The following is a 24,103-nucleotide window of genomic DNA, read 5'->3' as shown; positions in this document are numbered from 1 at the left end:
CTCGAGCCTACTTGGCCTTGGCCGTATGGTGCTCGTGCAAGAGGCCTTCGAAGTCGAGGCCGGTGAGCTTTTTCAATCCCTTCACGAGTCGCCAAAGCGCATAGATGAGGATTGCCATGGTGGGAGCTGTGATCACGAGCCAGGAAACCCAGGTCAAGGTGGCGATTTCTTGGTTGAAGCTCTCCGTTCCGCCGGGGCTCTCCACAATCATGGATGCGAGGATGAAATTGAGCGCGGCGCTGACGAGAAAACTGAATACCAGCAACCAGTTCGCCACCTTGAATTGCGAATCGAGCTCGGCCTGTTTCTGGTCGGTATCGATATGGCTTTGGATCTTTTCCACGTCGAAGATTTGGTCGTTGAAGAGGAAGGTCTTGAGGAGCGAGTTTTTGCGTTTCGCGGTGGCGAGCACCAAGACCCCGATCATGAGCGGCATCGCTGTCTCCTTGATCACTACCCACTTGGGCTCTGCTTCCATCAGGCCGATGCCGCCTGTGAGCAGGATATTGAGAAAGCCGAAGATCGAGATGATGTTGTAATTCTTGCGCTGGGCGAAGTCGTAGAAGAAATAGCCGACGGGAAATGCGAGGGCAGCGATGAGGCCGACTACCGGTCCCAAGCGATCTTCGCCGCTCGCGTACTTGAGCACCATGATGGGGAGGGCCAAGTTGCAGAGCAGGTTAACGAAGAAGTTCTCTTGCTTTTTTGGGGTGGCAGTGGCGTTGGGAGCGTCGCTCATTCTTTGGAAGCTTTGATTGCGTCAGGCGTAGGCGGCTCCTATACCTTGCGGAAAATACGAATATGTCTAGTAAAAGCATCCTCCTCGGCGTCAACATCGACCATGTCGCCACCGTCCGCCAAGCACGATACAAGGACAGCCCAAGAGGCTGCGGCCAGTTCGTCGAACCTGATCCGATCACGGTCGCCTTGCTTTGCGAAAAGGCGGGCGCCCAGGGGATCACGGTTCACCCGCGGGAGGATGCCCGCCATATCCAGCAAGCGGACGTGCGCCGCTTGCGGGACTGCATCGCGACTCGTCTGAACATGGAAATGGCGGCCACGGACGAGATGTTGGCTTTTGCTCTCGAGGTGGTGCCGGAAACGATTTGCGTGGTGCCGGAAAGTCGCGAGGAAGTGACGACGGAAGGAGGGCTGGAGGTTGCGGGCCAATTCGATCGGATCGAGCGTATCGTGAAGGCGGCGGCCGACGCTGGCATCGAGTCCAGCCTCTTCATCGACCCGGTTCCCGAGCAGATCCAGGCGTCCGCCAAAGCGGGAGCGAAGTACATCGAGCTGCATACCGGCGCCTATGCAAATGCTTATTACATGGCGAGCGAGCGGCAGGCTGAATACGACCGGCTGGTGGAAGGGGCCAGGCTAGCCGACGAATTGGGGCTTATCGTCAACGCAGGCCACGGTATCAATTATGTGAACGTGAGCGAAGTCATTACCATACCATTCCTTCACGAGCTAAATATCGGTCACAGTATTATCAGTCGCGCTCTGTTTTTCGGTATCGACGAAGCGGTACGCGAGATGAAGGCCTTGATGGCGGGAGCGTAAATGGACGCGATCAGCTTGCCGTTCAAGGGCCCTGTATTGGGAATCGGAGTCGATATCGTATCCGTTTCCCGGATTCGCGATTTAATTGAACGGCAAGGAGACCGCTTTCTTGAGCGCGTTTACACGCCTGCAGAGCTGGCGTACTGCTCTAAATTTAAAGACCCAAGCGAGCGCTACGCGGCTCGATTCGCGGCGAAGGAGGCGGTCGCAAAGGCATTTACGACTGGGATTGGCGAACATTTGAACTGGAAGTCAATTGGAGTTGTATCCGGAGAGCGGGGACAGCCTGAAGTCGAGCTCGACGCATTGGGTAAAGCGCTCCTTTCTCAGGTGGGAGGAAATCACGTTTCGATTAGCCTCTCTCACACCGAAGACTCCGCAATCGCATTCGCGGCCGTTATTGGATGAGGAAGAATCGAAGTAGGCTCGCTCCCTGCGATTAAGTCTGCCAACTTGTTAGCCGTCATGGCCTCGCATTTTTTTCACCCGGTATTGAGCTGTAGGGATTCGCTCGCTCTGGAGGAGCGTTTGTTGATCGGCGAGGAGGCTTCATGGGAGGCGATGAACCGTGCGGGGACCGCTTTGGGGCTAGCTCTGCTGAAGGCCTATTCCATGACTGGCTTCCCTCAAAACGGACTGCGCTTGCTCGGATTGATCGGAAAGGGGCACAATGGGGGCGACGCGCTGCTCGCTTTTTGCGAGATGGCTCGTTTGCCAGGCCGTGTGGAAGAGGCGACCTTGCTTATCCCAACCTCGCGTGGAGACCTGAAACCTCACACCTTGCGGGCGTTCAAAATGTTGGAGGGACTTTGCAAGTTGCGAATCGTTGAACGACCGAATGAAGGCCGCTTGCAGGACGTTTTGAGCGATTCCTACGATATCGCGTTGGACGGATTGCTCGGGATGCAGTTTCGTCCCCCATTGAGAAATGGCGTTCGCAGGGTGATTGACGCAGTCAATGCCTCTGATACGATTCGCTTTCGATCTGCCGTGGACTTGCCCTCTGGAGTGGGAGACGAGTCGGACGAGACACCCTTTCAGGCGGATGTCACGTTTGCCACAGGAATCTTCAAGGAGCCACTGCTTACCAGCTCGGCGGTGGGCATGGCTCGCTACCTTGATATCGGTTTTTTCGATACCAGCGAGTCTGTTGCGTCGCAATCCGTTGTAGTGACAGATTCGATACTGGATCGCTTGAGGGCTCCGCGTCCCGCAGCGAGCGAGAAACGTCAGTTTGGTCATCTTGCAATTCTCGCGGGATCTCGGAGCATGCCAGGAGCTTTAGCTATGTCGGTGAAAGCCGCTTTGCAAAGTGGAGTGGGCTTGGTGACCGTGTTTGCTCCGGAATCGATCGTCTCGCAGCTCGCTTGCCAGTTGCCGGAGGCGATGTGGAGGACTTGGCCGGAAACGCCCGAAGGCGGCCTCGCTCTCGAAGGGCTTTGGCAGGTCAAGGCGATGGCAGGCAAGGCTAGCGCCCTCTTGCTTGGGCCTGGGATGGGGAGTGAAGCGGAAACGCTGGCTCTCATGGGTGACGTTGGAAAGGTTTGGGATGCTCCCGCGGTACTGGATGCCGATGCGTTGCGTCCCGAGGTGGTGCGGGCTTTTCGTGAATCTGGAAATACGGACATCGTTGTGAGCCCGCACGACGGCGAATTTATGCGTTTGAGTGGTTGTAGTAGTTCTTTGGATACTGAAGTGTCGGCCTATGCAAAAGCCCAGGGGGTTGTAGTGGTGAAGAAGGGACCGAATACGCGTATATTGGATGGATCGACTCTTTGCGTGAATTCCAGCGGAAATGCAGTCTTGGCGCGTGGTGGCAGTGGAGACATTTTGGCGGGCCTGATCGCTGGTTTGTTGGCTCAGGGGGCTTGTCCCACCTTGGAGTGCGCGTGCCGCGCGGTGTATTGGCACGGGAAGGCGGCTGACTTGTTGGCAGTAGACCGGGGCCAGGTGGCGGTGCGCACGACCGATCTCCTAGGATATCTTGGCCGCGCGTTGCGAACGAAGGGCTGATCCCCTTGTCCTGTATTCAAGGTCGGACGTTGCTAGACTGAGTGCGCTTGTCAATTTTTCCACACGAGAGCCCGAGTCATTCTCGCCCCTGACCGGCGAGAGGCGAGTCGCTGGCGACTTCTCGGTGTCTTGAGCTTCGCATCTTGTTCCTGTTTTGGGAGGATCGTATACAGACTTGTTGGACTTTCCTTTCGAGTCCTTCCAATGTGAGCGGGTATGGAACTCCAACTCTCCCGTAGGCAGGCCTTCTGGGCCTTAAACGGGCTGCCTGCGATTGGGCCAGTGTCGCTCAATCGTTTGCTAGCCGCGTTTTCAGGCGACCCTTGTCGCGCGTTGACTGCTTCGCGTCCAGAACTCGAATCGATCAAAGGCTTGCAGCGAAAAGCGGTCGACGTGCTGCTGGATTGGCCGAGACACTTCAACTTGGAGCGTGAGATGGCTCAGGCGGAACGGCGTGGGGTCGATTTCGTTTCATGCGAAGACGAGGACTATCCTCCCTTGTTGAAGGAGATTTCCGATCCTCCGATCGGACTGTATCGACTTGGCAAATACGATTTCAAGAAACCGTCTATCGCTATCGTTGGCACTCGAAATTGTACTCTCTACGGACAAAGCGTTACGCAGCGTTTTGCCAAAGAACTCGCCCAACTCGGTTTCTGTGTGACCAGTGGGATGGCCCGAGGAATTGATACCTATGCGCACAAAGGCGCTCTGGAGGTGGAAGGGGGCGCGACTGTCTGCGTTTTTGGCTGCGGCATTGATATCGTGTATCCGCCGGAGAACGTGGATCTTTTCCGAGAGGCACAAGTGAATGGAGCGGTCGTTTCGGAGTTCCCGTTTGGGCGTCGGGCGGATCGGCAGACCTTTCCGATGCGCAATCGCGTGGTGAGCGGGATGTCGCATGCCGTGATTGTAGTGGAGTCGGATGACTCGGGAGGATCCATGATCACGGCGCGATTCGCGGGCGAGCAAGGCCGGTTGGTCTGCGCCATACCGGGGCGCATTGACCAGAAGGCGAGCAAGGGTAGCCATCAGTTGATAAGGGACGGCGCGGTGCTGCTGCGTTCTGTCGACGACTTGCTAGAGGAGCTCGCTCACCTGCAGCTAGTTCCGGACCTCGAAACGGGGGAATCGAGTCTAGAATCGGAAATGCGTCTGTCGCCTTTGCAGGGAGAAGAGGCGTTGGTTGCGAAACTGCTCTCCGGCGGCGAGTCTCTGTCGCTTGAGGATTTGGGCGATAAGCTTGAAAGGAGCGTATCCGAAACGTCGGTACTCTTGATGACGATGGAGTTGCGGGGGGTGGTTGCTAAGCGGCTCGACGGAAGATTTGAGCTGGCGGTACGCTGAGTGGGGAGAGCGACGTGTGCACATTGCTCGAACGGAATTGCCGCCCGCGCAAGCGCGCCGGTCCACCAGTGGGAAGGTTGAAAGGTTTTATTCTGCTTTGTTTGAGCTGAAAATGCGGACGGGACCGCCGTTTTCGGTGGCGATGACTTCCGCTTTGCCGTCGCCGTCGAGGTCGCTGCTGGTGATTACTCTTTGGTTGCCGGGAAGCTTCAGGCCGCTTTTTGAGGGATGCATCACTTCGAAGGTTCCGTCTCCGTTTCCAACGAGCGTGGCGCCCAGCGAACCGGTGAGACGGCCGGTGCTGGCCTCTTGGCCGTAGAAGTTTTGGGCGAGCACGAGGTCGACAATAGTGTCGTTGTTCCAATCGCCAGCTACGATTCCCATGGTTGGAGCCAGTTGAGCGGCTCTGGGGAAGGGAAGGAACCGGTAGCTTCCATTTGGACTTGAAACCCAAGCTCCGCTTTGCAGTTCGATCGCTTCGAACTTGCGAGCTCGTGAGAGTCGTTCCTTGCCGAATATGTCGATCACCTCAGCTTTTGCGAAACTATCGAATTTCGGGAAGGCCTCTTTTATCCAAGGGAAGGCATAGTTTAGTTTGCTCCGTCCGCGCAGGGGGAAGAGCTTACCGTTTTCGTAGTAAGCCTCGATGAGGTGGTTTTTTCCATTGCTGTCGATATCGCCAGCAAAGAGTGTGGCGGGTGCGGCCTCGCTTGCCTTGTACTTCGTGTTGAGTCCAAGGTTGCCCACGACGAAGTCGGGTCGCCCGTCGTTGTTGAGGTCGCTTGTCCTCAGGCTTTTCCAGATGCCGCTTCGTTCCGTGAATCCGAACTGGGCGGAAACGTCGACGAATCGGGCTCCATCAAACTTGAAGATGCGCAGGTGGCTCCATTCGCTAAGCACGGCGAGCTCAAGCGTTTGCTCGTCGTCGAGGTTTACCCAAGCGGATCCCGTCACGAGCCCAAGCGACTGCTGTCCTAATCTTGTCGAACCCGTCACGTCGACGAACTTGCCGGCATCGTTGCGCAGCAAGCGGCTTGCGTGAGCGAAGGGGTAGCTTTCGGGAGTTGTGTATCCTCCTACGAAAACGTCTACGTCGCCGTCCTTATCGTAATCCGCTACGGCAAGGCTGCTGTCGCTCGTTTTGTCGGCTGGCCAAATCTCGTCGCCCGCCCTGCTGAAGGTTCCGTCTCCATTGTTTAGATACAGCCGGTCTGAGAACTGTTCGATGCCTGGGCGAGGAGCTCCGCCGCTAATGACGAGCAAGTCGTTCTTCCGGTCGTTGTTCGCGTCGAAGATGGCTGCGGCGATGTCTTCTGCCGTTTCGTCTTGGCCGAGAGGGACTGCTTTGTGGAGTTCGCCGTTTGGGGGCGAGTAGACGATGGTGCCTGATTGAGCGAAGCCGCCTCCTAGGTAGAGGTCGTCGTGGCCGTCGCCGTCTAGGTCGCCTTGGGCGAGGGCTGGCCCGTTTTCGCCTACGAGCCTTGGCAGCAGGGACGCTCGGTTGAATTCGCCCGTGTCGGTTTGCCGGTGCTGGGGCCACTTGGCGGCGAGGTCTGGTCGTTCCTGGAAAACTGTTTTTGAGGGCGTGGTTGTTGGAAACTCTTGCGATTGGGTCGCCGGTTCTTCGACCTCCAGTAGTTGGTTCGCAGCGACGTTTTCCAGTTTTTGCCTATGTCCGCTGGGCCATTGGATTTCGATCCGATCTGCTTGGGAGGCATCGCCCAGCCCGAAATGTATGAGTGGCTCATCGGAGGACACTATTCCTCGTGCGAGGTGAAGTTGGCGAAGTTGTTGACCGCTTTTTGTGTGGAGCGTGACGCTTGCTCCCAGTCCCCATGAGTTGGATACGGTTCCCTTGAGTCGTAGGCTCAGCGAGTTTTGGGAGGGGGCGAGCTGATTGTGAGCCAGCGTGATTGCTTGATCCATGCCGACGTAGGCGATGTCGAGTTTGCCGTCGCGGTCGAAGTCGCAAATGGTGCTACCGAAAGCGACGCTCGCTTGGTCTAGGTTCCATGCTGAGCTGACGTCTTCGAAGCCGAGGTCGCCAGTGTTGCGAAAGGCGAAGTTTCTCTCGTCAAGAGGATCGCTGTTTCGGACCACGAGGGCGCGGTGGGCGAGGGAGCGGGCGGTGTTTTGGCGGTCCACAAGGTCGGCGTCGATGAGGTTCCGCACCATGCCGTTGGTGATGTAGAGGTCGAGCCATCCGTCGTTATCCAGATCGCGCAGCTTGACCGACCAGGTCCAGTTGGTACCGGGAACGCCGAAGAGGTAGGCCGCTTCCTGGAAGCGATCGAGACCGGAGTTGAGGTAGATGGCGTTGCGTGCGTATTGCGGTGTGAGCTCGAAGACGGCCTCCGTGTCCCAGATGCCGCGGCTTCGCTCTTCCATGCCGGTCATGTCCTTGTAGTGGTCGGCTGCTTCCATGTCGGCGACCATGAAGTCCATCCACCCGTCGTTGTTGAGATCGCCCAGGTCGGCTCCCATGGAAAAGAAGGTGGTGAGGGGGACGAGTTCCTCGATGGCGTCGGAGAAGGTTCCGTCTCCGTTGTTCTTGTAGAAGCGATCTGGTGTTTCGAAGTCGTTGGCTACGTAGAGATCGGGCCATCCATCGTTGTTGTAGTCCCACCAAGTGGCGCTGTGGCCCTGGGAACGTCCCCAAATTCCGGATTCGCCAGAGACGTCTGTAAAGGTGTTGTCTCCATTGTTTCGGTACAGGTAGTCAGAGCTGCCTTTGGTGTTTTTAGCGAAATCCAGGATATTGGTTTGAAGGTAGACGTCTAAGTCGCCGTCGCGGTCGTAGTCGGCGAAGGCTGCCATGACGCTGGCGTCGTGGAGATCGAGCCCGAACGCGGCGGCTTGCTCCGAAAACCTGCCTTTTCCGTCGTTGATGTAGAGCTGGTTGGGGCCGTCGTAAACGCAGAGGTAAATGTCTAGGTCCTGGTCGTTGTCGATGTCTACGAAGGTAACTCCCGTTTCCCAGTTGTCGCTCCCGAGCACTCCGGCTTCGGCAGCTTTGTTCTCGAAGACCAGTGGCGTATCCGTTTGCAAGTACAGGCCGTTGGCTCCGGTTTTGCTCACGGCATAAATGTCAGGGCGTCCGTCGCCGTTGACATCGCCTGAAGCGATGCCGACGCTGACCGCTCCGAGGGTAAACTCGCGGAAGCGGCTGCTCCACATTAGCGGGTCATCGTATTCGTTCTCTAGGTGGAGGCCGGTTTTCTCTGCCTCTAGAATCTTGAAACTCGCGTGGGCGAGGGACGAAAGACCGATTGCCAGGGAGAGGCAAAAGGACGCAGTGCGGCTGGGGGTACACATTTTTTGGTTGGGTAAGGCTAGGGTAAAGCGGACTGGGGCAGGTCCGCTGTTGTCACTTTCGCTGAAGATAGTTCTGATGCACGAACTGGGCTATTTGGGCGCCGAGTTCCTGTCCGACTAGGTTCGCGGACATGAAATGGATACCGCCGTGTAGGCGGCTCATGCCGACTTCGGTGGCGCAGGCGTCGAACCCGGGATAGGAGCGGATGGCGCCGGGAACCTGGTCGGAAGTGGTGGAGAAGGGGATGTCGTCGCGGCCGCAGTACAGCGTTAGGAGCTGGGCGGCTGAGCGGCTGAAGGAGCTATGCCCGGAGGGATATTCTGGAAACGGTGGGCTGCCCATGAGGGGTATCCAGCTCTCGTCAGCCTCGGTGGCAGGGTTGTTGTCGATATCTGCTTGGCGGATAGCTGTCTCCGGGCGCCAGTAGTTGTAGTAGTACTTTGCGTCCCAGCAGGCGATTCCGGCGTCGGCCATGGTGAGATTGAGCAAGGCGAAGAGGTGGACCTGCTTGTAGAACTCGTAGCTTTGCGACTTGCAGACTTCCTGGGCGATCAGGTTCCAGGTGCCGGGAGGGGTGGAGCTCCCTAGATCGTCTGACCAGAAGACGGAGCTTAAGGTGTCGTATCCAGAGCGATCGTGCTTGTCCCGTCCGCCGAGGGCTTTGACCTCGGCCCATTCCTGGGCGTACTTTTCGCTGTCGATCGGAGGGGGAGGTGGGCAACGGAAAGCGTCGGGCGACTCGATGGCGAGCGGCTTGACGTTGGGCCAATGCGGCAACAAGGCAGGGCGGAAAAATGGCGGCGTCTCGCGCCAGATGCCGGCGTCCGCCTTGGTTTTCCACTCCACCGCGTCGTACTTGCGGCTTTCTTCGCATACTTGCTTGTAGGCAGCGGCGACTTGCTTCCCCCAGGCGACGCCTTTTTCGAAGGACGCGTCTCTGGGGAGGGACGAGATTTCCTGCTGGTAGGCCTTGCGGAATACGGCGGGGTTGACGGACTGGTTGAAGAGGTCGGCTAGTGTTTCGTATGCGGCGGTATGGTATGCCGCCTCTATGGATGCTCCCTCCGGCGCCTCGGGCTCTACCAGGTAGTGCTGGTAGTCGCCGTGGAAGCCATTGACGGTATCGTAGAGCGAGAGGTGGAAGAGCGCCAACGCGTAGGCAGCCATGGGCGGCGGGGTGCGCGATGAGCGGATAGCGTCGAGGGCGCGATTGTTCCAGCTTTCGACGGAAAGCGAGTCGCTGTTGGCTGAGAGCGAATGGGTGGCGAGGGCAAGCAAGGCCACTAGGGTACCAAGTTTTTTCGAGAGCATGATCGTCGTTTTCGTTTCGTGGTTGCTCTGCCGGAACGGGAAGGTCATCCGGCGGCGCATAACTGGGGGAACCGTGAAAGCTAAGGGTAGAACTGCTTCAAATTTGGACGGGATCGCGGCCGCCACAAGGGCAAAAATTCGAGCAGCGCTCTAACATGTGACCTGGCCTTTGGCGTATCCGGTTTGGCCCTTGTTAGGCAGGGCTCGCTTTTTTGCGTTCCGGCAAGCTCGAAATTGGGGTGGGAACTTGGTTCGCTGCCCCTGATTCCAAACAGCACCTGTGGGCTGTGGGGGCGGTGTTTCGAGATTGTTGTTGGCCCTGGCGTCTAGATCGCTGCGATCGCGATGACAAGAGAGACGATGGAGAGGAGGGTGCTGAGGATCACGATATTGCGGGCCATTATGCCGTCGTTGCCGAGCATCTCGGCCAGGACGTAGGAAAAGACGGCGGTGGGGCAGGACAGGAAGATGACCGCGACTTTAAGGCTGGTGTCATCGAGGCCGAGACTGCGACCAACGAAGTAGCCGAGAAGCGGACTGAAGGCGACATTGATGAGGGACGCGATGACCGACAGGCTGAGCTTTCCTCTCAGCTCCTCGAGCTTGAGCCCTGCGCCCAAGCCTATCAGGGCGAGGGGAAGGGCGAGCTGTCCTACCGCCACCAGCGATCGACGGGCCATGACGGGAATCTCCAGGCTGGCGAGGTTGAGGGCGAATCCCAGACAACAGGCGAGGATGAGCGGGTTGCGGAGGCCATGTTTCCAAATGGCTTGCCACGGACTGCCGCTCTTGTCCTTCGAATGAAGGATGAGCAAGGTTACGCTTGTTGTATTGTAAGTTAGGATACAGATCCCGCTTGTGAACATTCCAAGGTCAAGGCCTTCCTGCCCAAGGGCGAAGTAGACCACGGGGAAGCCCACGAAGGCCAGGTTGCCGCGATAGCTGCCCTGCACGAAGGCTCCGATCGATTCGCGAGGAACTTTCAGCAGGAAAACTAGGGCGTAAGCGAGGGCGATGGATGCGCTGATCACGATCAGCATGGTGTAGAGCAATCCTAAGCCTGCCTCGCTTTGCAGGTCGATTTCTGCGACTTTGTACAGGAGCAGGGAGGGCAAGCCCCAGTAGTAAGTCAGTCGATTTAAGTCTTTGAAGAAACTCTCCTGGAAGAAGCGCATGCGGGACAGCGCTCCTCCGAACAAAATAAGGAGGAGAACGGGGACGATGCTTTCCAGGACGACCATGAGCAGGATCCTGCTACTTTTGCGGAAGCTGGCGAGCGCGTATCGCTAGCGATTCGGAGCCAGCGCCTACGATTCGATTGAGCTCTCGTCGAACTCCAGTTCGATCCCGCCGACCCAGCCAGCGGCTATATTGTAGATGAAGCATCCGACGAGTGTCGCAACGAAGCCCATCGCCACGTAGAACAGCGGCATGAGGATCGCCATCACGATTCCCATCCCGGCGGCGATTCCGGCGCCTTCTTCTCCGCTGAGGAATCCTCCGATCGCCGCGATGGCAAAGAACGGTATGAAGATCAGGCTGAAGCAGCCGTAGATGACGGCGACAAGTTTGGCGGCGGGGAGCGGAGGGATCTGTTTGAGTGTTACTTTCATATAGAGGAGGTGTTCGGTTTGAGAAGGGCTAGGATTGTATCAGTTCGTGATAGGTTACGCAGTGTGACTTGCGCTGGCAGCCAGGGCAGTGGTCGCCGATCCAGAGCCGGTCGAATTGCTGCATGATGGGGCGGATCAGATTGGGGTCGTCAGTAAGGATGCCTCCCTCGAAATTGCGGCGGTCTTTGCTCTTCGCTCCTAGGCCAGCCCCCGTGAGGTTGGCGCTGCCGGTGTATGCTACCTTGCCGTCCACGATGACCGACTTGAAGTGCGCTCTGGGGCAGAGGATCATCTCCATTCCATTAATCAGGTTTGGAAAGCGGTCGTAGTCCGTTCGAAATGCGGGCCCTGGTTCCTTTGCGTGTATCAAACGGATTGATACGCCCTCGTCCACGAGTTCCGACAGTCGTTGCAAGAAGGGGATGGAGCGCCGCCCGCGAGCGATGTGCATGTCCTTTATGTCCGCGGTAGCGATCCAGAGAAATTCACTGCAGGCGGCGATCGCTTCGACGATGACCTCTTTGTGAGTATCTTGGTCAGCGATGAAGCGAGTTTGCGGCATTGGGAGAATCATAGCGCGGCACATCTGCCCGCGTCCACTGAGAATTGCCCTCGCCTTTAGGGGAGCTGGGTTTTGGCAAGGGAACCTTGGAGTATTGGAAGAAAGCCGTCTATCGGCCCAAGCATTCCAGCGGCGGGAAGCGCAGGGAAGGGGAATCCTACAACGCGAGGATCTCGCATGCCGGCGAGCGAAGGGAGATAAGCCTCGGCACGCTTTGCCGAATGGCCGCCGCGAGGAGGGCTCTCGAGATTTGGCTGAGCATTCTATGCCATGGATGGGAAGCTCTCGAGGAAGGGTTCCGCAAGCGGCTCGAAACCGAGAACGGTTCCTCAGAGGAGGAACTCGTCTCGACAACCTATGGCGAATACTTGGCGGCCTGCGTTGACGGGCCGGGCATCAGCCACTTGAACGCCGACGACAATCGGAGAAAGGTCCTCACGCTCGCTTCCGAGGTTGCGGGAATCCCGAGGCCCACGAGGAAGGCGTCGCTGGAACGAAAGAGGGCTTGGGGAAAAAAGGTCGAGTCGCTGCGTTTGGTCGACCTCTCGGAAGTGGACTTCACCAACTGGAGGAACGCCTGCTTCGAAAGCCTTTCGAAGGGCCGGAAGTGCGGAGCCATGTCGTCCCGAACGTCTCCCATGTCGGTCAACGCGCTCATCAGGTCCTACAAGTCCGTCTTCAACGGCGAGCACCGGGAACGCCTCGAGCGAATCCCGCTTCCCGACCCCATGCCGGGACTAAAGATGCGGTTGCTCAAGGAGAAGGTCGCCCGCTACAAGCGGGCATCGATGGCAACGCCTTGCTTGAAAAGGCGGATAGGGAGCTTCGCCAGGATCATCCGGAATCATACAAGCTTATGGTTCTCGCTCTCGCGGCCGGGTTGCTGAGGACGGAAGCGGACCTTCTCCTTTGGACCGCCTTCGACTTCAAGGAAAGGTGCATCCGCGTGGAGCAGTCCCAGTTCTACGGTCTCAAGTCGATGCCGTCCGAGGGGACCGTCTACCTGCAGCCGGAGGTCTGTTCCTTCTTCGAGGATTGCTTCAAGAAGCGGACGGGGGACTTCGTTCTGGAGTCGAAGCGTCCCCCGAAGCGCCATTTGGTGACCTACGTCTACTACAGGGCTCCGAAAGCTCAGAACGTATTGAATCGTTGGTTACGGGAAAACGGTATCGACCGGCCGCGGCCCACGCTCGAGCTGAGGAAGGAGTTCGGTTCGCTGATCAACGAGCGCTATGGAGGCTGCGAAGCAAGCAGGGCCTTGAGGCACAGCACCGTCAAGGTGACCGAGTCGCATTACCTGCATTCGAAGTTCAAGCCGATCGCAGGGGTGGCTCTTGATTCGCTCGGATGAGAAATGGGACGTTAAACCTCAACACTGGTCTCTGAGGCTCCTCTCCCAAAACTGAGGAAGTCTGGTGGATCCATCGCTTTCCGCGGGCGAGACGGTGGTGCTGGCCTCTGGTCGGAGCTGTCTAGGAATCGTTCATAGCGGGCTGGAGGTCAGCAGTCTTTGTCTAGGCCGTGCTAGGGCTTATCAGCCGCATTAGAATACAGTCTGAGATCCTTAGGTTTACCGATAGATTGGGGCGTGGAAAAATGATAGGATTGGCGGCTAGCCTCGGTAGCAGCAAGCGGTTTTTGTTTCCCCTTAAATACCCCGCCCGGACTCAGGCTTACTTAGAAAGCAAACTATATGAACCCTAACGGTTTCTCGCAGAAATTGTGTCTGCGCGGGACGCCCTTGCGTGCCGCTTTTGTTTTAACCACCGCGTGTGTCCTTCCCAGCCCCTCGTTGATCGCTCAGGCGTCCAATGCTCCAAATTCGGGAGGGCTCGAAGCTGAAGAAGTCTTCGAACTTTCACCCTTTGAAGTAGTTGCCGACACGACCGGCTATTTTCAGGCGAACTCCATGTCCGGCACTCGCTTGAACTCCAAGGTGGAGGACCTCGCCCAGTCGATCACTGTGATGACGACGGAGCAAATGTCCGACTTCGCCATGGTCGATATCAACGACGTGTTTGACCACATGGCCAGCACGGAAGGCACCAGTTCCTACTCCCTTTTTGAGACGGACCGTACGGGCGCGGTGGTGGACCAGGTAAGCTTGGATCCGAATAACTCCAATCGTGTTCGCGGTATCGGAAATGCGAATATCGCTTTCAACAATATCGGGATGACGGGACGCGTGCCGGTCGATCCTCTATGGTTGGACTCGTTGGAACTGAGTCGTGGTCCGAACGCCAACATTTTTGGTCTCGGCAACGCTTCAGGTACGGTCAACCAAGTGCCTGCCACCGCCAACCTCAACTACGAGTTCATCAAGACGCAACTTCGGGTCGACAGCGATGACGGGCATCGGGCCTCGGTAGACATCAACCGCCATCTTTCCGACGATGTAGCAGTGCGCCTGAGTTTCGCGAAACAGCATACTGGCTTTGTTCGCAAGCCGTCTGGAGAAGACGCCCAGCGCCTCAGCCTTCAGTTGAAGGCCCGTCCCTTCGAAAACACGACGGTGGCGGTTTCATGGTACAACTATGAAAACGAGTCGGTACGCCCGAACTTCACCACCCCTCGCGACTACTACACCGATTGGGTCGACGCAGGAATGCCTGGCTGGAATCCGATAACACGTTTGGTGACCCTACGGGATGGCACGATCGTGGGCAATGGTGTCGATTCATCCGGCAACCCACGGCCGTACACAGGTACGCCATCGTTCTTTGCGGGACCTGAAAATCGTTCGGTCTTTCGGATCGCACCTGACACGGATCCTTATTGGGCGATCGGTCGCTATGTGGCGGGCACGGACCCGTTCGCTGGCGCTAATTCCGGTGTTGGCCTTTTGAATACAAATTCTTCGGATAGTTATACTGCCTCGCAGCAGCCGCTCTTTAATTCGGTGGTTCGCCCCATCGATGACAAGTCGATCTACGATTGGACAGAGATCAATCTGGCGGGCAACAGCAAGGCCTGGGACGACACGAACATCTACATGGCCCAGATCGACCAGTTCATTCTCAACAACACGAAGCAAACCTTGGCGTTTCAGGGCACCTTCATGCGCGAAGATGTCAATCGCCTCGAAAACCAGCCCATGGGGCCCGCTAGCGTCAACAGCAACGTCGGCCAGCTTCAAGTCGACGTGAACATGGTGAACTTGGATGGCAGCCCGAACCCGTATTTCGGTCGTCCGTACCTCCGGAGCAACGAACCTTACCTGCGCGACAAGTCGCAAATGTGGGACACTTCGCGAGCTCAGGGTGTATATCGCATCAACTTTGCGGATGACGACGGTTGGACCAAGTGGTTGGGTACCCAGCAGGTTGTCGGATATTACGAATACAAGGACCGGCAGGACCGCCAGTACTCTTACCGCCATTCAGCTCTAAGCCTTGATGCGGCCTGGCAGCAGAAGTATGCTAATTTGAATACTCCGCTGGGCAATCGTACCCAGACCAACGTACAGGACATCTATCCGATCGCTCCTGGTAACTATGCCCGCATCAACGAGCAATACTATGTCGGTAGCACGCCGTATGGAGGAATCGAATACGCTCCTGCCTACTTCCCGGAAGGGGCAACGCTTCCTTTCGTTTGGGGGGCTTCGGCAAGTTCGATGAACTACGATGTTTCCCCGATCGGCTTTACGCCAAGCCCTGACGGTGGCGGCGGTGGAGCCAACAAGCAGAGCGTCATCAAGACCACCGGCGGTGTACTGCAGAGCACCTTTTTCGACGGCAGGTTGATTGGCACCTTCGGCACCCGCGAGGACACGGTTTATGATCGCAACGCTCCTTTCGCGACCCTGACTTCAGACCTTCGCGAGTACGATTTCGCGGCCTCGAACCAGTGGAATGAGGGTTGGCGCGAAGCGGGTGGAAAGACCACCAACATCTCGCTTGTTGCCCGTCCCTTCCGCGATATAGATTTCTTGAAGTCCAAGGCGGAGGGCGGTAGCGGCTTCAGCAAGCTGTTTGGCGAAGCCATCAGCAGCATGAGCCTTACTTACAACGAAGCGGACAACTTCATCGCCCAAGGCCCCGCTTACGACCTCTTCCTCAACCCGCTCCCAAATCAAACGGGAACCACAACGGACAAGGGCTTTTGGATGAGTATGATGGAAGGCAAGCTTTCGCTACGCTACGTCCACTACACCACCAAGCAGCTCGACCTTCGCAACGGAGATGTTAGCACCTTGGCCCAGCGCATCATGCGTATGGATGGTTTGGTCGCGAACGACCGCCAGAGCCTCATGAGGCACGCCAAAGGTTGGCTGGGCTATTCGGACAATGAAACGCCTCCAGACAACGTTTTGGCAGCGGCGCTGCAAATGCCAGTTGATCAGTTCTCCGGCTTGAAGGAGCTGGTAGCGAACAACACCTATGCTGCAGTCAATAACCTGACCTCAACGGGGGACGAGTTGGAAATCAACTACAACCCGAATCGCTACTGGACGGTCAGCGCGTCGGTCACCAAGAACCAGTCGATCAACACTGCTGCAGGTTCCGCAGTAGACGATTACTACGCGGCACGCGTTCCAGTTTGGACCACTATTGAGGATCCACGCTTTACACGCACGACATACACTCCAGTCGATATCTTGAGCACTACGGACATCGACGAGAGCGCGGGTGGCCCGATCGCCCTGCAAGGCGATTATTCGCAGCTCCCCGTTGGTCCAACTGGTCACCTGCTATACTGGAACATCGTTGGCCAGGAATTCAGAGATCTGGTGAACTACGATTCGAGCCAGTCTCCTGAAGTCCGTTTCCAGTCCAACGTAGATGCGCCGATGTCGGTATTCCGCGCTTTGGTCGGCCGTCCACGGCCACAAATCCGCGAGTACACGGCCAAGTTCAACACCAAGTACAGGCTCGCTGGAATCAGCGAGGACACCTTCCTCAAGGACATGAGCGTCGGTGGTTCGGTGCGCTGGGCAGACAAAGCCTCGATCGGATTCTATGGGCTTGGATACGATCCGGCTAAGGACCTGAGGCTTCCAGAAAACAAGATTCTGGAGCTTGATACCAACCGGCCGATCTATTCGCCAGCCGAGACTTACGTCGACCTGTTCGTCAGCTACAAGACGAAGCTCTTCGACGAGAAGGTGGACGCGAACTTCCAGCTCAACGTGAAGAACGCGTTTGAAAATGGGGGCGGATTGCAGGCCACGAGCGCCTTTCTTGATGGAACGTCATCGACTTACCGAATTATCGATCCGCGGCAGTTTATTCTTTCTGCCTCGTTCGATCTTTAGTTCCCCAAATAAGTGATATAGGCGATCGCCGCTACTTTTCGAAGTAGCGGCGATTTTTTTTATTCCGATGGGTTAATGCTCTGCTGCATGCAGCGCCCGGTTGGCGGTGGATCGGACGCTCCGCCAGGTGATATTAATGTGCGCTGAATGCCCGTCACTGTTTCTTGAATGCCCTTTCCGTCTTAAGTGAAACTGGGATATTTGTTTCCATTGAACGGTTGGCTAGGGTGAAGTCCTTGCGGGTATTTGTTGAGTGCTATGAATGACAAGGGGCTAGGGGCAATTCGTACGGATAGGGTCGGCTCGAAGCAGACTGAAGTATAATAGATGGGTTCATCAGATAGGTCCATCAGGAAGTAGCTTTAGGTGGATGGAGACGTCGGCGAAGGAGGAAAATGAGAGGAGCTTAGGATCGCGGTGGTTTTAGGCGTCTTTAGGCGTGGTCATAAGGGAGAATATGGGTTACTCTAAAACCCTACACGAGGCGGGTTGCACCACCTGATCTAACCTAAGCCTTTTTGACCCCAAATGGTTTTGTCAACCCCAGTATTTGTTTAGCTATGTTACCTCCAAATTTCACCATCTTTGATGGTTGATTTGTCAAGCGTCATCGAGTTCTAAAGCCACGAGTATATCAAGGGCCTTGCGCTTGGGTGTAGCTCGAGGGGGTTGGAACTAGCCGTACTGATGCCGGCCTCATGATTTTAGATAGTGATAAAACTATTTGTTTTGATCGAGGATCCGTTGCTTCGCTTGTTTGCTGTTTCTATATAACAATATAGAGATTCGTTAGTGCATTCCTGTCTTCTGTCGGTGGAGCTTCGGGTGGGGATTGTTATAGTGGTTTTAATCAGTTTTCAAATATATTCGGAGCTTCATGTCTGACGTGAACGTTTTGTGCATGGTTTTTGATCCACTTTGTGGTCAGAGGAGTGTCGTCAGGTTTTGTATGCTCACTGCTATGGTTTTCTGGGTAGCGATGTCTTGCAATTTATATATTTAGCGAAGGGAGCTCACCTAAGGTTCAGCTCTGCGCTGAGTGTGCTTGGTTTTTTGGAGTTTCCTTATTGATCGGAAAAATAACCTCAGACTATATGAAACTATCAGTATCTACTAGATATACATGCCCCCGCGGGGCGCCTCGTTGCTCCGCGTTTTTGGTAGCGACTGCCTGTGTGCTTTCGCATGGCTTGCTCTTAGCCCAGACTTCGACCACGGCACCTCCCTTGGGGGAGGATGCAGAGGATGAAGTTTTCGAACTGTCACCGTTCGAAGTGGTGGCCGATGTTACTGGATACTTCCAGGCAAACTCGATGTCCGGTACTCGCTTGAATACGAAAGTAGAAGACCTTGCCCAGTCTATCACCGTGATGACCACGGAACAAATGAATGACTTCGCGATGGTCGATATCAACGATGTGTTCGACCACATGGCCGGCACGGAAGGGACGAGTTCCTACTCATTGTTCGAAACGGATCGTACTGGCGCGGTGGTAGACCAAGTCAGTCTTGATCCAAACAATGCGAACCGCGTACGCGGTATCGGCAATGCGAATATTGCTTTTAACAATATTGGAATGACGGGGCGCGTTCCTGTCGACAAACTTTGGCTTGACTCTTTGGAGCTCAGCCGCGGCCCGAATGCCAATATATTTGGCCTAGGCAACGCGTCCGGTACTGTAAATCAAGTTCCTGCGACCGCCAACTTGAACCACGAATTTACCAAGTTGCAAGCGCGGGTGGACAGCTACGACGGCTATCGCGCCTCTGTCGATTTAAATAGATTGCTGTCCGACTCCTTCGCTGTCCGCTTGAGCTTTGCCGACCAACACACTGGCTTCGTCCGCAAGCCTTCGGGTGAGGATGCCAAGCGTCTCAGTTTGCAGGTAAAGGCTCGCCCCTTCGAGAATACGACCATTGCCGCTTCCTGGTACCACTACGAGAACGAGTCCGTGCGTCCGAACTTCACCACGCCTCGTGACTATTATACCGATTGGTTGGAAGACGGGATGCCGGGCTGGAACCCGATCACTGGCTTGGTTACCATGGCTAACGGAGATGTATACGGAAAGGGCGATGTCTTAGGCTCGACCGAACCTTATACAAGTCGGCCATCTTACTTCAACGGCGAAGAAAGCCGCTCGACCTTCCGTATCTCTCCGGATCTAGATCCTTATTGGACCACCAATAAATATGCTTCAGGCGGCTTGGCCGATACGGATCCGTACGCAGCGGGTACGACAGGACTCGGCTTGTTTACGACGCGACCTGCGGATACTTATTCCGCATCGCAACAGCCGCTCTTCAACTCCTTAGCACGTCCTATCGAGGATAGATCTCTGTACAACTGGGACGACATAAACCTCATGGGCAATAGCAAGGCATGGGATGATACAAACATCTACATGGCTCAGATTGACCAATTCATCCTAAACAATCCGAGGCAAACCTTGGCTTTGCAGGGTACTTTCATGCGCGAGGACGTAAGCCGCATCGAAAACCAGCCCATGGGGAGAGCGAGCGTGAACAGCAACGTGGGCCAGATGCAGGTCGACGTGAATATGGTGAACTTGGATGGATCTCCCAATCCGTACTTCGGCCTGCCTTACTTGAGGAGCAGCGAGCCCTACCTGCGCGACCAGTCGCAGCTGTGGGATACGGTTCGGGCCCAGGGCGTCTACCGTATCAACTTCGCTGACGACGATGGCTGGACCAAGTGGCTGGGTACCCAGCAAGCGGTTGGTTATTATGAATACAAGGATCGCCAAAACCGTCACTTCGCGTATCGCCACTCAGCGCTCGCTTTGGATACACCTTGGCAGCAGGCCTATGCCGCGTCGAACACGCTCCTCGGCAATCGCACGACTTCTAATACTGATCCCGAGTACAGAGTTGCAGGGAACTATTCCCGTCTAAACGAACAATACTATGTTGGTAGCACCCGATTTGGCGGCATCGAGTACGCGCCGGCCTATTTCCCGGAAGGAGCCACCGTGCCCTTCAATTGGGGACCAGCAGGTTCGAGAAATTCGGACGTGTCTGCGGTCGGCTGGACACCGAGTCCCGATGGGTCTGCCGGTCAAGCGGCCTTGCAGAATGTCATCAAGACCACGGGTGTGGTTTTTCAGAGCACCTTGCTCGACGGAAAGCTAATCGCGACCTTTGGCACTCGTGAAGACACAGTTTATGACCGCAATGCTCCCTTTGCTCGCTTGACTCCCGATCTTCGAGAGTACGACTTCGAGCTGAGCAATCGATGGGACGAAGGCTGGCGCGAAGCCGGTGGCAAGAGCGAGAACCTCTCTATCGTGGCGCGCCCGTTCCGCGACCTCGATTTCCTCAAGTCAAAAGTCGATGGAGGCAGCGGTTTCAGCAAGTTCCTAGCTGAGGCGGTCAGTGGCTTGAGCCTCACCTACAACGAAGCGGACAACTTCATCGCGAAGGGACCAGCCTGGGACCTCGACCTCAACCCGCTGCCTAACCAAACCGGTACCACCACCGACAAGGGCCTCTGGATGAACATGATGGATGGAAGACTCTCCATCCGCTACGTCCATTACACCACCAAGCAGAGCGACCTGCGTGATGGCGATATCAGTACGATGGCCCAACGTATCATGCGTATGGATGGCTTCGTCTCCAATGATAACCAGTCCCTTAGAAGATTGCTCAGAAACCTCGAAGGACGTGAAGGAGGTGACAAATCTAACGACGTACCCGAGGTCATGGCCCCGCTCATGCAAATGGACGTGGAACTCTACAAGGGGCTGCAAGAGCTCGCTGACAATGGCACCTACGCGGCGGTCAACGACATGGTCTCCAAGGGCGACGAGTTGGAAATCAACTTCAACCCAAATCGCTACTGGACCGTCAGCGCTTCTGTCACCAAGAACGAAGCGATCAACACGGCCGCTGGCCAAACAGTGGATGACTATATCGCCAAGCGTATGCCAGTTTGGACCACGATCGAAGATCCACGTTTCTACCACGACACGGTGACGATCGATGGCCAAGAGCAGCTCCGCACTTTCTGGAAGCCGGTCGACAGGCTTTCCACTCCGGACGTGGACGAGAGCGATGTTGCTCCAATCATGCTGGATGGCGACTACTCGGATTTCCCAGAAGGTCCAGGTGGCAATCTGCTCTGGTGGTACATCTCAGGCACCGAGTTCAACGACGGGATTGGCCCCTACCACAACAATACGAATGCGGAAGCTCGCTTCATCTCCAATGTGGATTCGCCGCTGGCCGTGTTCCGCGCTCTGGTGGGTCGCCCGCGTCCGCAGATCCGCAAGTACTCCGCCAAATTCAATACCAAGTATAACTTGGCTGGCATTAGCGAAAACGCTGTGTTCAAGAACATGAGCGTCGGCGCTTCCGTACGCTGGATGGACAAAGCAAATATCGGTTTCTATGGAATGGGTTACGATCCAGCTAAGGACCTGACCCTTCCGGAGAACAAGATCACGACGCTCGACACCTACCGTCCGATTTATTCCCCAGCGGAGACCTTCGTAGACCTTTTCGTCAGCTACAAGACCAAGCTCTTCGACGACAAGGTGAATGCGAGCTTCCAGCTCAACGTGAAGAACGCATTCGAAGATGGTGGCAGTCTGCAGGCCACGAAGGCCTTCCTCGATGGATCGACCTCTGTCTATCGAATCATCGATCCCCGTCAGTTTATTCTCTCAGCTTCGTTTGATATGTAATCTTTGGTATAAACATCAATAGGTAACGCCGCCACTCTTCAGAGTGGCGGTTTTATTCTGTAATAGTGAAGCTTAGGATGCGTCTTACGCTGGCGTTCTAGCAAGGAGAGTGTATGGTTTTAAGTATTAGGAAGAAGCCAGTTCCATGAAAACGAACTACATCCCCTGTATCTTTTTGTTTTTTCTTTCGTGCACCCTCAGAGCCGAATCGTTCCGTGATCAAGCTGTCGCTTCCTTGCATAAAGGAGTCGCTTACTTTCAGACTCTGAATTCGCATGGTGGATACGTCTATCACGTGACTCCCGACCTCTCGCTGCGTTGGGGAGAGGGGCCGAAGGACGCGCATACCATCGAAGTGCAGCCGCCAGGCACGCCAGCGGTTGGCCAATCGTTTTTACGGGCGTATCAGGTAACTGGCGACAGGACTGCTTTGGATGCCGCCATGGCTGCGGCAAATGCATTGATTCGCGGGCAAAACAAACACGGCGGCTGGGACCATACGATCGACTTTGCCGACTTGAGCAACGAGACGGTCAGCTTCGACGACAATCAAAGCCAGTCCGCTATCAGTTTTCTATTGGCTATGGATGCTGCGGTCGACGATGACTCTCTCTCCAAAGCCACCCGCAGAGCGGTAGACATGATGATTGCGACGCAGTTGAGCAACGGTGGCTGGCCGCATTTGTACCCAGAGAGGGGCAATTATCACGATTTCGCTACTTTCAACGATGGTGGTATCAATGACTGCGTACGGGTGATGATTGAGGCTTTCAACCACTACGGAGATGATCCGGAGATTGAGAAAAGCTTGCGCCGCGTAGCCCGTTTTCTCGTGGTATCGCAATTGCCTCCGCCTCAACCCGGCTGGGCTCAGCAATACAACGAATTCCTACAGCCTGCTTGGGCTCGGACTTTCGAGCCCGCGTCTCTTTGTCCTGCCGTTACGATCAAGAATGTGGATACACTGATCGATCTTTATCTTTGCCTAGGCGACGATACCTTGCTGGAGCCGATTCCGGATGCTTTGCGTTGGCTCAGGGAAATCCGTTTGGAGAACGGAAAATGGGCGCGTTTCGTTGAGATCGGAACCAATAAAGCTCTCTACTACGACCGCGGGCGTAAACGGGTGAAGAGTATCGCGGAGCTACATCCGGAGCGGGCTACCGGATACGCCTACGAGATTAATATATCCTCGGCTTTGGAAGCAGGAACTGCACGGTACGAACTTGCGCTGGAGCATGGGCAAGAAGGCTTGATGCAGCTGGAAACGGCGGAGCTCTCAGGCGAGGCTGCGCAGAAACGCTTGGCGGCCTTGTCTCAATCCGTTAAGAAGATCATCGAAGCGCAGGAATCGTCCGGCGCGTGGATCTCGCGTAACGACCGTTTCAAGGCGACCCTGCCGAAGGGCCAACGTTGGAACGGCGAATACACGGAGATGGATCGAATAAGCAGTGCTGTGTTCAATCGAAATGTCGCCGTGCTTTGCGAGTACATCGAATTGAATGATCGTTTGGCCCGTTAAAGCCTCACTCTCTTAGTTTGTCTCAGCGTTCGATGCGAAAGGCGCTTCTAGATACCCCTCGATGAGGTTTGTCATTTCTTCGTGGGTACGGTCCGCTTCGGTAAATCCGATAATGCAGATGTGTTCATTGCCGCTCATGCCGTAGACCTTGTAGCCGTGCTCGGTTCCCGTGCGGCCAAAACCGTAGAGGTCCATATTGTGGATATCGCCTTTGCGGATTTGGCGGTGGTTTTCGTTGGGAGCGTCGTCGTCCGGCGATTTAGCAAAGAAGAGGACGTTTTTCGCTTTGGGGTCGCCGATGTAGACCCATTCTGGAGTGAAGTCGTCGAGCTCGCCCTCGACCGTCGGGATGCGTTTGATCCCGTCGGCGGTCACGAAGTAGTCCTCGGCGTCCGCGAAGCCGCCAGCCACGCACTCGAGCAGGAAGTTGTAGTCTCCCTCGGACTTCAGCACTTTGATCGCGACTCTGTCAGGAAAAAACCAATACTGGAAAGTGAAAGTGCCGTTGGTCGATTCGAGGATGACGCGTTCGCCTTCTGTGATGCCGTCGACGATGGTTGTGGTGGAACCGCTATCGCGTCCGGCGTGGCCGAAGTTGCCCACGCTATTGGGGAAACCGCGGAAGTTTCCATTGGGACCGGGAGGTAGGTAGGAGGCGACCCAGTCGTTTCCTTCGTTGTCGATGAAGCTTTTGAAGCCTGAGACGCCGTTGTCTTTCTCGAAATAAACGATGCCCATAGGCATCTCGATCTTGTAACAACCAGTGCCGTGCCACTCGGCTTCGGTGAGTTTAACGTTTTGGGCGCGGATTGAGGGAGTGGCTTGGACCCATAGCGCGAGGGCCGCGAAAAATAGAAATGAAAATTTCATAGATTTGGATGATGCTTATC

General features: G+C 55.9%; 16 protein-coding genes. 9 read left to right on the top strand and 7 right to left on the bottom strand.

Annotation, left to right across the window (positions count from 1 at the left end; all coding sequences use genetic code 11):
* Positions 1-7: 7 nt before the first annotated feature.
* On the bottom strand, positions 8-739 hold the full coding sequence (locus IEN85_RS23685; protein WP_191619598.1) for a VC0807 family protein: 732 nt from the start codon (positions 737-739) through the stop codon (positions 8-10).
* 62 nt (positions 740-801) lie between these two features.
* On the opposite strand from IEN85_RS23685, the gene IEN85_RS23680 reads away from it, so the two are divergent.
* From IEN85_RS23680 to dprA, 4 genes are all read left to right on the top strand, one after another.
* Positions 802-1,563: a pyridoxine 5'-phosphate synthase gene (locus IEN85_RS23680; protein ID WP_191619597.1), complete on the top strand. Its 762-nt coding sequence runs from the start codon at positions 802-804 to the stop codon at positions 1,561-1,563.
* Positions 1,564-1,971: a holo-ACP synthase gene (gene acpS, locus IEN85_RS23675; protein ID WP_191619596.1), complete on the top strand. Its 408-nt coding sequence runs from the start codon at positions 1,564-1,566 to the stop codon at positions 1,969-1,971.
* A 57-nt stretch (positions 1,972-2,028) separates the two neighbouring features.
* Positions 2,029-3,576, top strand: coding sequence for an NAD(P)H-hydrate dehydratase (locus IEN85_RS23670; protein ID WP_191619595.1), 1,548 nt, complete (start codon positions 2,029-2,031; stop codon positions 3,574-3,576).
* A gap of 216 nt (positions 3,577-3,792) precedes the next feature.
* Positions 3,793-4,923, top strand: a complete 1,131-nt coding sequence (gene dprA / locus IEN85_RS23665; protein WP_191619594.1) for a DNA-processing protein DprA — start codon at positions 3,793-3,795, stop codon at positions 4,921-4,923.
* A gap of 87 nt (positions 4,924-5,010) precedes the next feature.
* Here dprA and IEN85_RS23660 read toward each other — a convergent pair whose 3' ends face one another.
* The 5 genes from IEN85_RS23660 to IEN85_RS23640 form a co-directional block, all read right to left on the bottom strand.
* Positions 5,011-8,238, bottom strand: coding sequence for a VCBS repeat-containing protein (locus tag IEN85_RS23660; protein WP_191619593.1), 3,228 nt, complete (start codon positions 8,236-8,238; stop codon positions 5,011-5,013).
* 52 nt (positions 8,239-8,290) lie between these two features.
* On the bottom strand, positions 8,291-9,550 hold the full coding sequence (locus IEN85_RS23655) for a vanadium-dependent haloperoxidase (protein ID WP_191619592.1): 1,260 nt from the start codon (positions 9,548-9,550) through the stop codon (positions 8,291-8,293).
* 326 nt (positions 9,551-9,876) lie between these two features.
* Positions 9,877-10,791 carry an AEC family transporter gene (locus IEN85_RS23650; RefSeq protein WP_191619591.1) on the bottom strand — a complete coding sequence of 305 codons (915 nt, stop codon included), beginning with the start codon at positions 10,789-10,791 and terminating at the stop codon, positions 9,877-9,879.
* A gap of 66 nt (positions 10,792-10,857) precedes the next feature.
* Positions 10,858-11,163, bottom strand: coding sequence for a hypothetical protein (locus IEN85_RS23645; RefSeq protein WP_191619590.1), 306 nt, complete (start codon positions 11,161-11,163; stop codon positions 10,858-10,860).
* 28 nt (positions 11,164-11,191) lie between these two features.
* Positions 11,192-11,725, bottom strand: coding sequence for a phospholipase D family protein (locus IEN85_RS23640; RefSeq protein WP_191619589.1), 534 nt, complete (start codon positions 11,723-11,725; stop codon positions 11,192-11,194).
* A 44-nt stretch (positions 11,726-11,769) separates the two neighbouring features.
* On the opposite strand from IEN85_RS23640, the gene IEN85_RS23635 reads away from it, so the two are divergent.
* The 5 genes from IEN85_RS23635 (at position 11,770) to IEN85_RS23615 (ending at position 23,213) form a co-directional block, all read left to right on the top strand.
* Complete coding sequence (locus tag IEN85_RS23635; RefSeq protein ID WP_191619588.1) at positions 11,770-12,612, top strand: hypothetical protein; 843 nt, start codon at positions 11,770-11,772, stop codon at positions 12,610-12,612.
* Positions 12,582-13,076, top strand: coding sequence for a site-specific integrase (locus tag IEN85_RS23630; protein ID WP_191619587.1), 495 nt, complete (start codon positions 12,582-12,584; stop codon positions 13,074-13,076). The genes IEN85_RS23635 and IEN85_RS23630 overlap by 31 nt, the downstream gene beginning before the upstream one ends.
* Positions 13,077-13,517: 441 nt before the next feature.
* Positions 13,518-16,982: a hypothetical protein gene (locus IEN85_RS23625; RefSeq protein WP_191619586.1), complete on the top strand. Its 3,465-nt coding sequence runs from the start codon at positions 13,518-13,520 to the stop codon at positions 16,980-16,982.
* 1,313 nt (positions 16,983-18,295) lie between these two features.
* Positions 18,296-21,691: a TonB-dependent receptor gene (locus tag IEN85_RS23620; protein ID WP_191619585.1), complete on the top strand. Its 3,396-nt coding sequence runs from the start codon at positions 18,296-18,298 to the stop codon at positions 21,689-21,691.
* Between the two features lie 145 nt (positions 21,692-21,836).
* Positions 21,837-23,213, top strand: a complete 1,377-nt coding sequence (locus tag IEN85_RS23615) for a pectate lyase (RefSeq protein WP_191619584.1) — start codon at positions 21,837-21,839, stop codon at positions 23,211-23,213.
* A gap of 12 nt (positions 23,214-23,225) precedes the next feature.
* Here IEN85_RS23615 and IEN85_RS23610 read toward each other — a convergent pair whose 3' ends face one another.
* Positions 23,226-24,083, bottom strand: coding sequence for a hypothetical protein (locus IEN85_RS23610; protein ID WP_191619583.1), 858 nt, complete (start codon positions 24,081-24,083; stop codon positions 23,226-23,228).
* Between the last annotated feature and the right edge of the window lie 20 nt (positions 24,084-24,103).

The organism is Pelagicoccus enzymogenes, from assembly GCF_014803405.1.
GTDB classification, from domain to species: Bacteria; Verrucomicrobiota; Verrucomicrobiia; order Opitutales; family Opitutaceae; genus Pelagicoccus; species Pelagicoccus enzymogenes.
Note: the sequence above shows the minus strand (reverse complement) of the source record. Positions and strands in the feature narration are given on the sequence as shown.

Excerpts from the sequence above, each read along its gene's own strand:
- IEN85_RS23685 (WP_191619598.1), bottom strand. The coding sequence starts at position 739 with ATGAGCGACGCTCCCAACGCCACTGCCACCCCAAAAAAGCAAGAGAAC.
- IEN85_RS23680 (WP_191619597.1), top strand. The coding sequence starts at position 802 with ATGTCTAGTAAAAGCATCCTCCTCGGCGTCAACATCGACCATGTCGCC.
- acpS (WP_191619596.1), top strand. The coding sequence starts at position 1,564 with ATGGACGCGATCAGCTTGCCGTTCAAGGGCCCTGTATTGGGAATCGGA.
- IEN85_RS23670 (WP_191619595.1), top strand. The coding sequence starts at position 2,029 with ATGGCCTCGCATTTTTTTCACCCGGTATTGAGCTGTAGGGATTCGCTC.
- dprA (WP_191619594.1), top strand. The coding sequence starts at position 3,793 with ATGGAACTCCAACTCTCCCGTAGGCAGGCCTTCTGGGCCTTAAACGGG.
- IEN85_RS23660 (WP_191619593.1), bottom strand. The coding sequence starts at position 8,238 with ATGTGTACCCCCAGCCGCACTGCGTCCTTTTGCCTCTCCCTGGCAATC.
- IEN85_RS23655 (WP_191619592.1), bottom strand. The coding sequence starts at position 9,550 with ATGCTCTCGAAAAAACTTGGTACCCTAGTGGCCTTGCTTGCCCTCGCC.
- IEN85_RS23650 (WP_191619591.1), bottom strand. The coding sequence starts at position 10,791 with ATGGTCGTCCTGGAAAGCATCGTCCCCGTTCTCCTCCTTATTTTGTTC.
- IEN85_RS23645 (WP_191619590.1), bottom strand. The coding sequence starts at position 11,163 with ATGAAAGTAACACTCAAACAGATCCCTCCGCTCCCCGCCGCCAAACTT.
- IEN85_RS23640 (WP_191619589.1), bottom strand. The coding sequence starts at position 11,725 with ATGCCGCAAACTCGCTTCATCGCTGACCAAGATACTCACAAAGAGGTC.
- IEN85_RS23630 (WP_191619587.1), top strand. The coding sequence starts at position 12,582 with ATGGTTCTCGCTCTCGCGGCCGGGTTGCTGAGGACGGAAGCGGACCTT.
- IEN85_RS23620 (WP_191619585.1), top strand. The coding sequence starts at position 18,296 with ATGTCCGGTACTCGCTTGAATACGAAAGTAGAAGACCTTGCCCAGTCT.
- IEN85_RS23615 (WP_191619584.1), top strand. The coding sequence starts at position 21,837 with ATGAAAACGAACTACATCCCCTGTATCTTTTTGTTTTTTCTTTCGTGC.
- IEN85_RS23610 (WP_191619583.1), bottom strand. The coding sequence starts at position 24,083 with ATGAAATTTTCATTTCTATTTTTCGCGGCCCTCGCGCTATGGGTCCAA.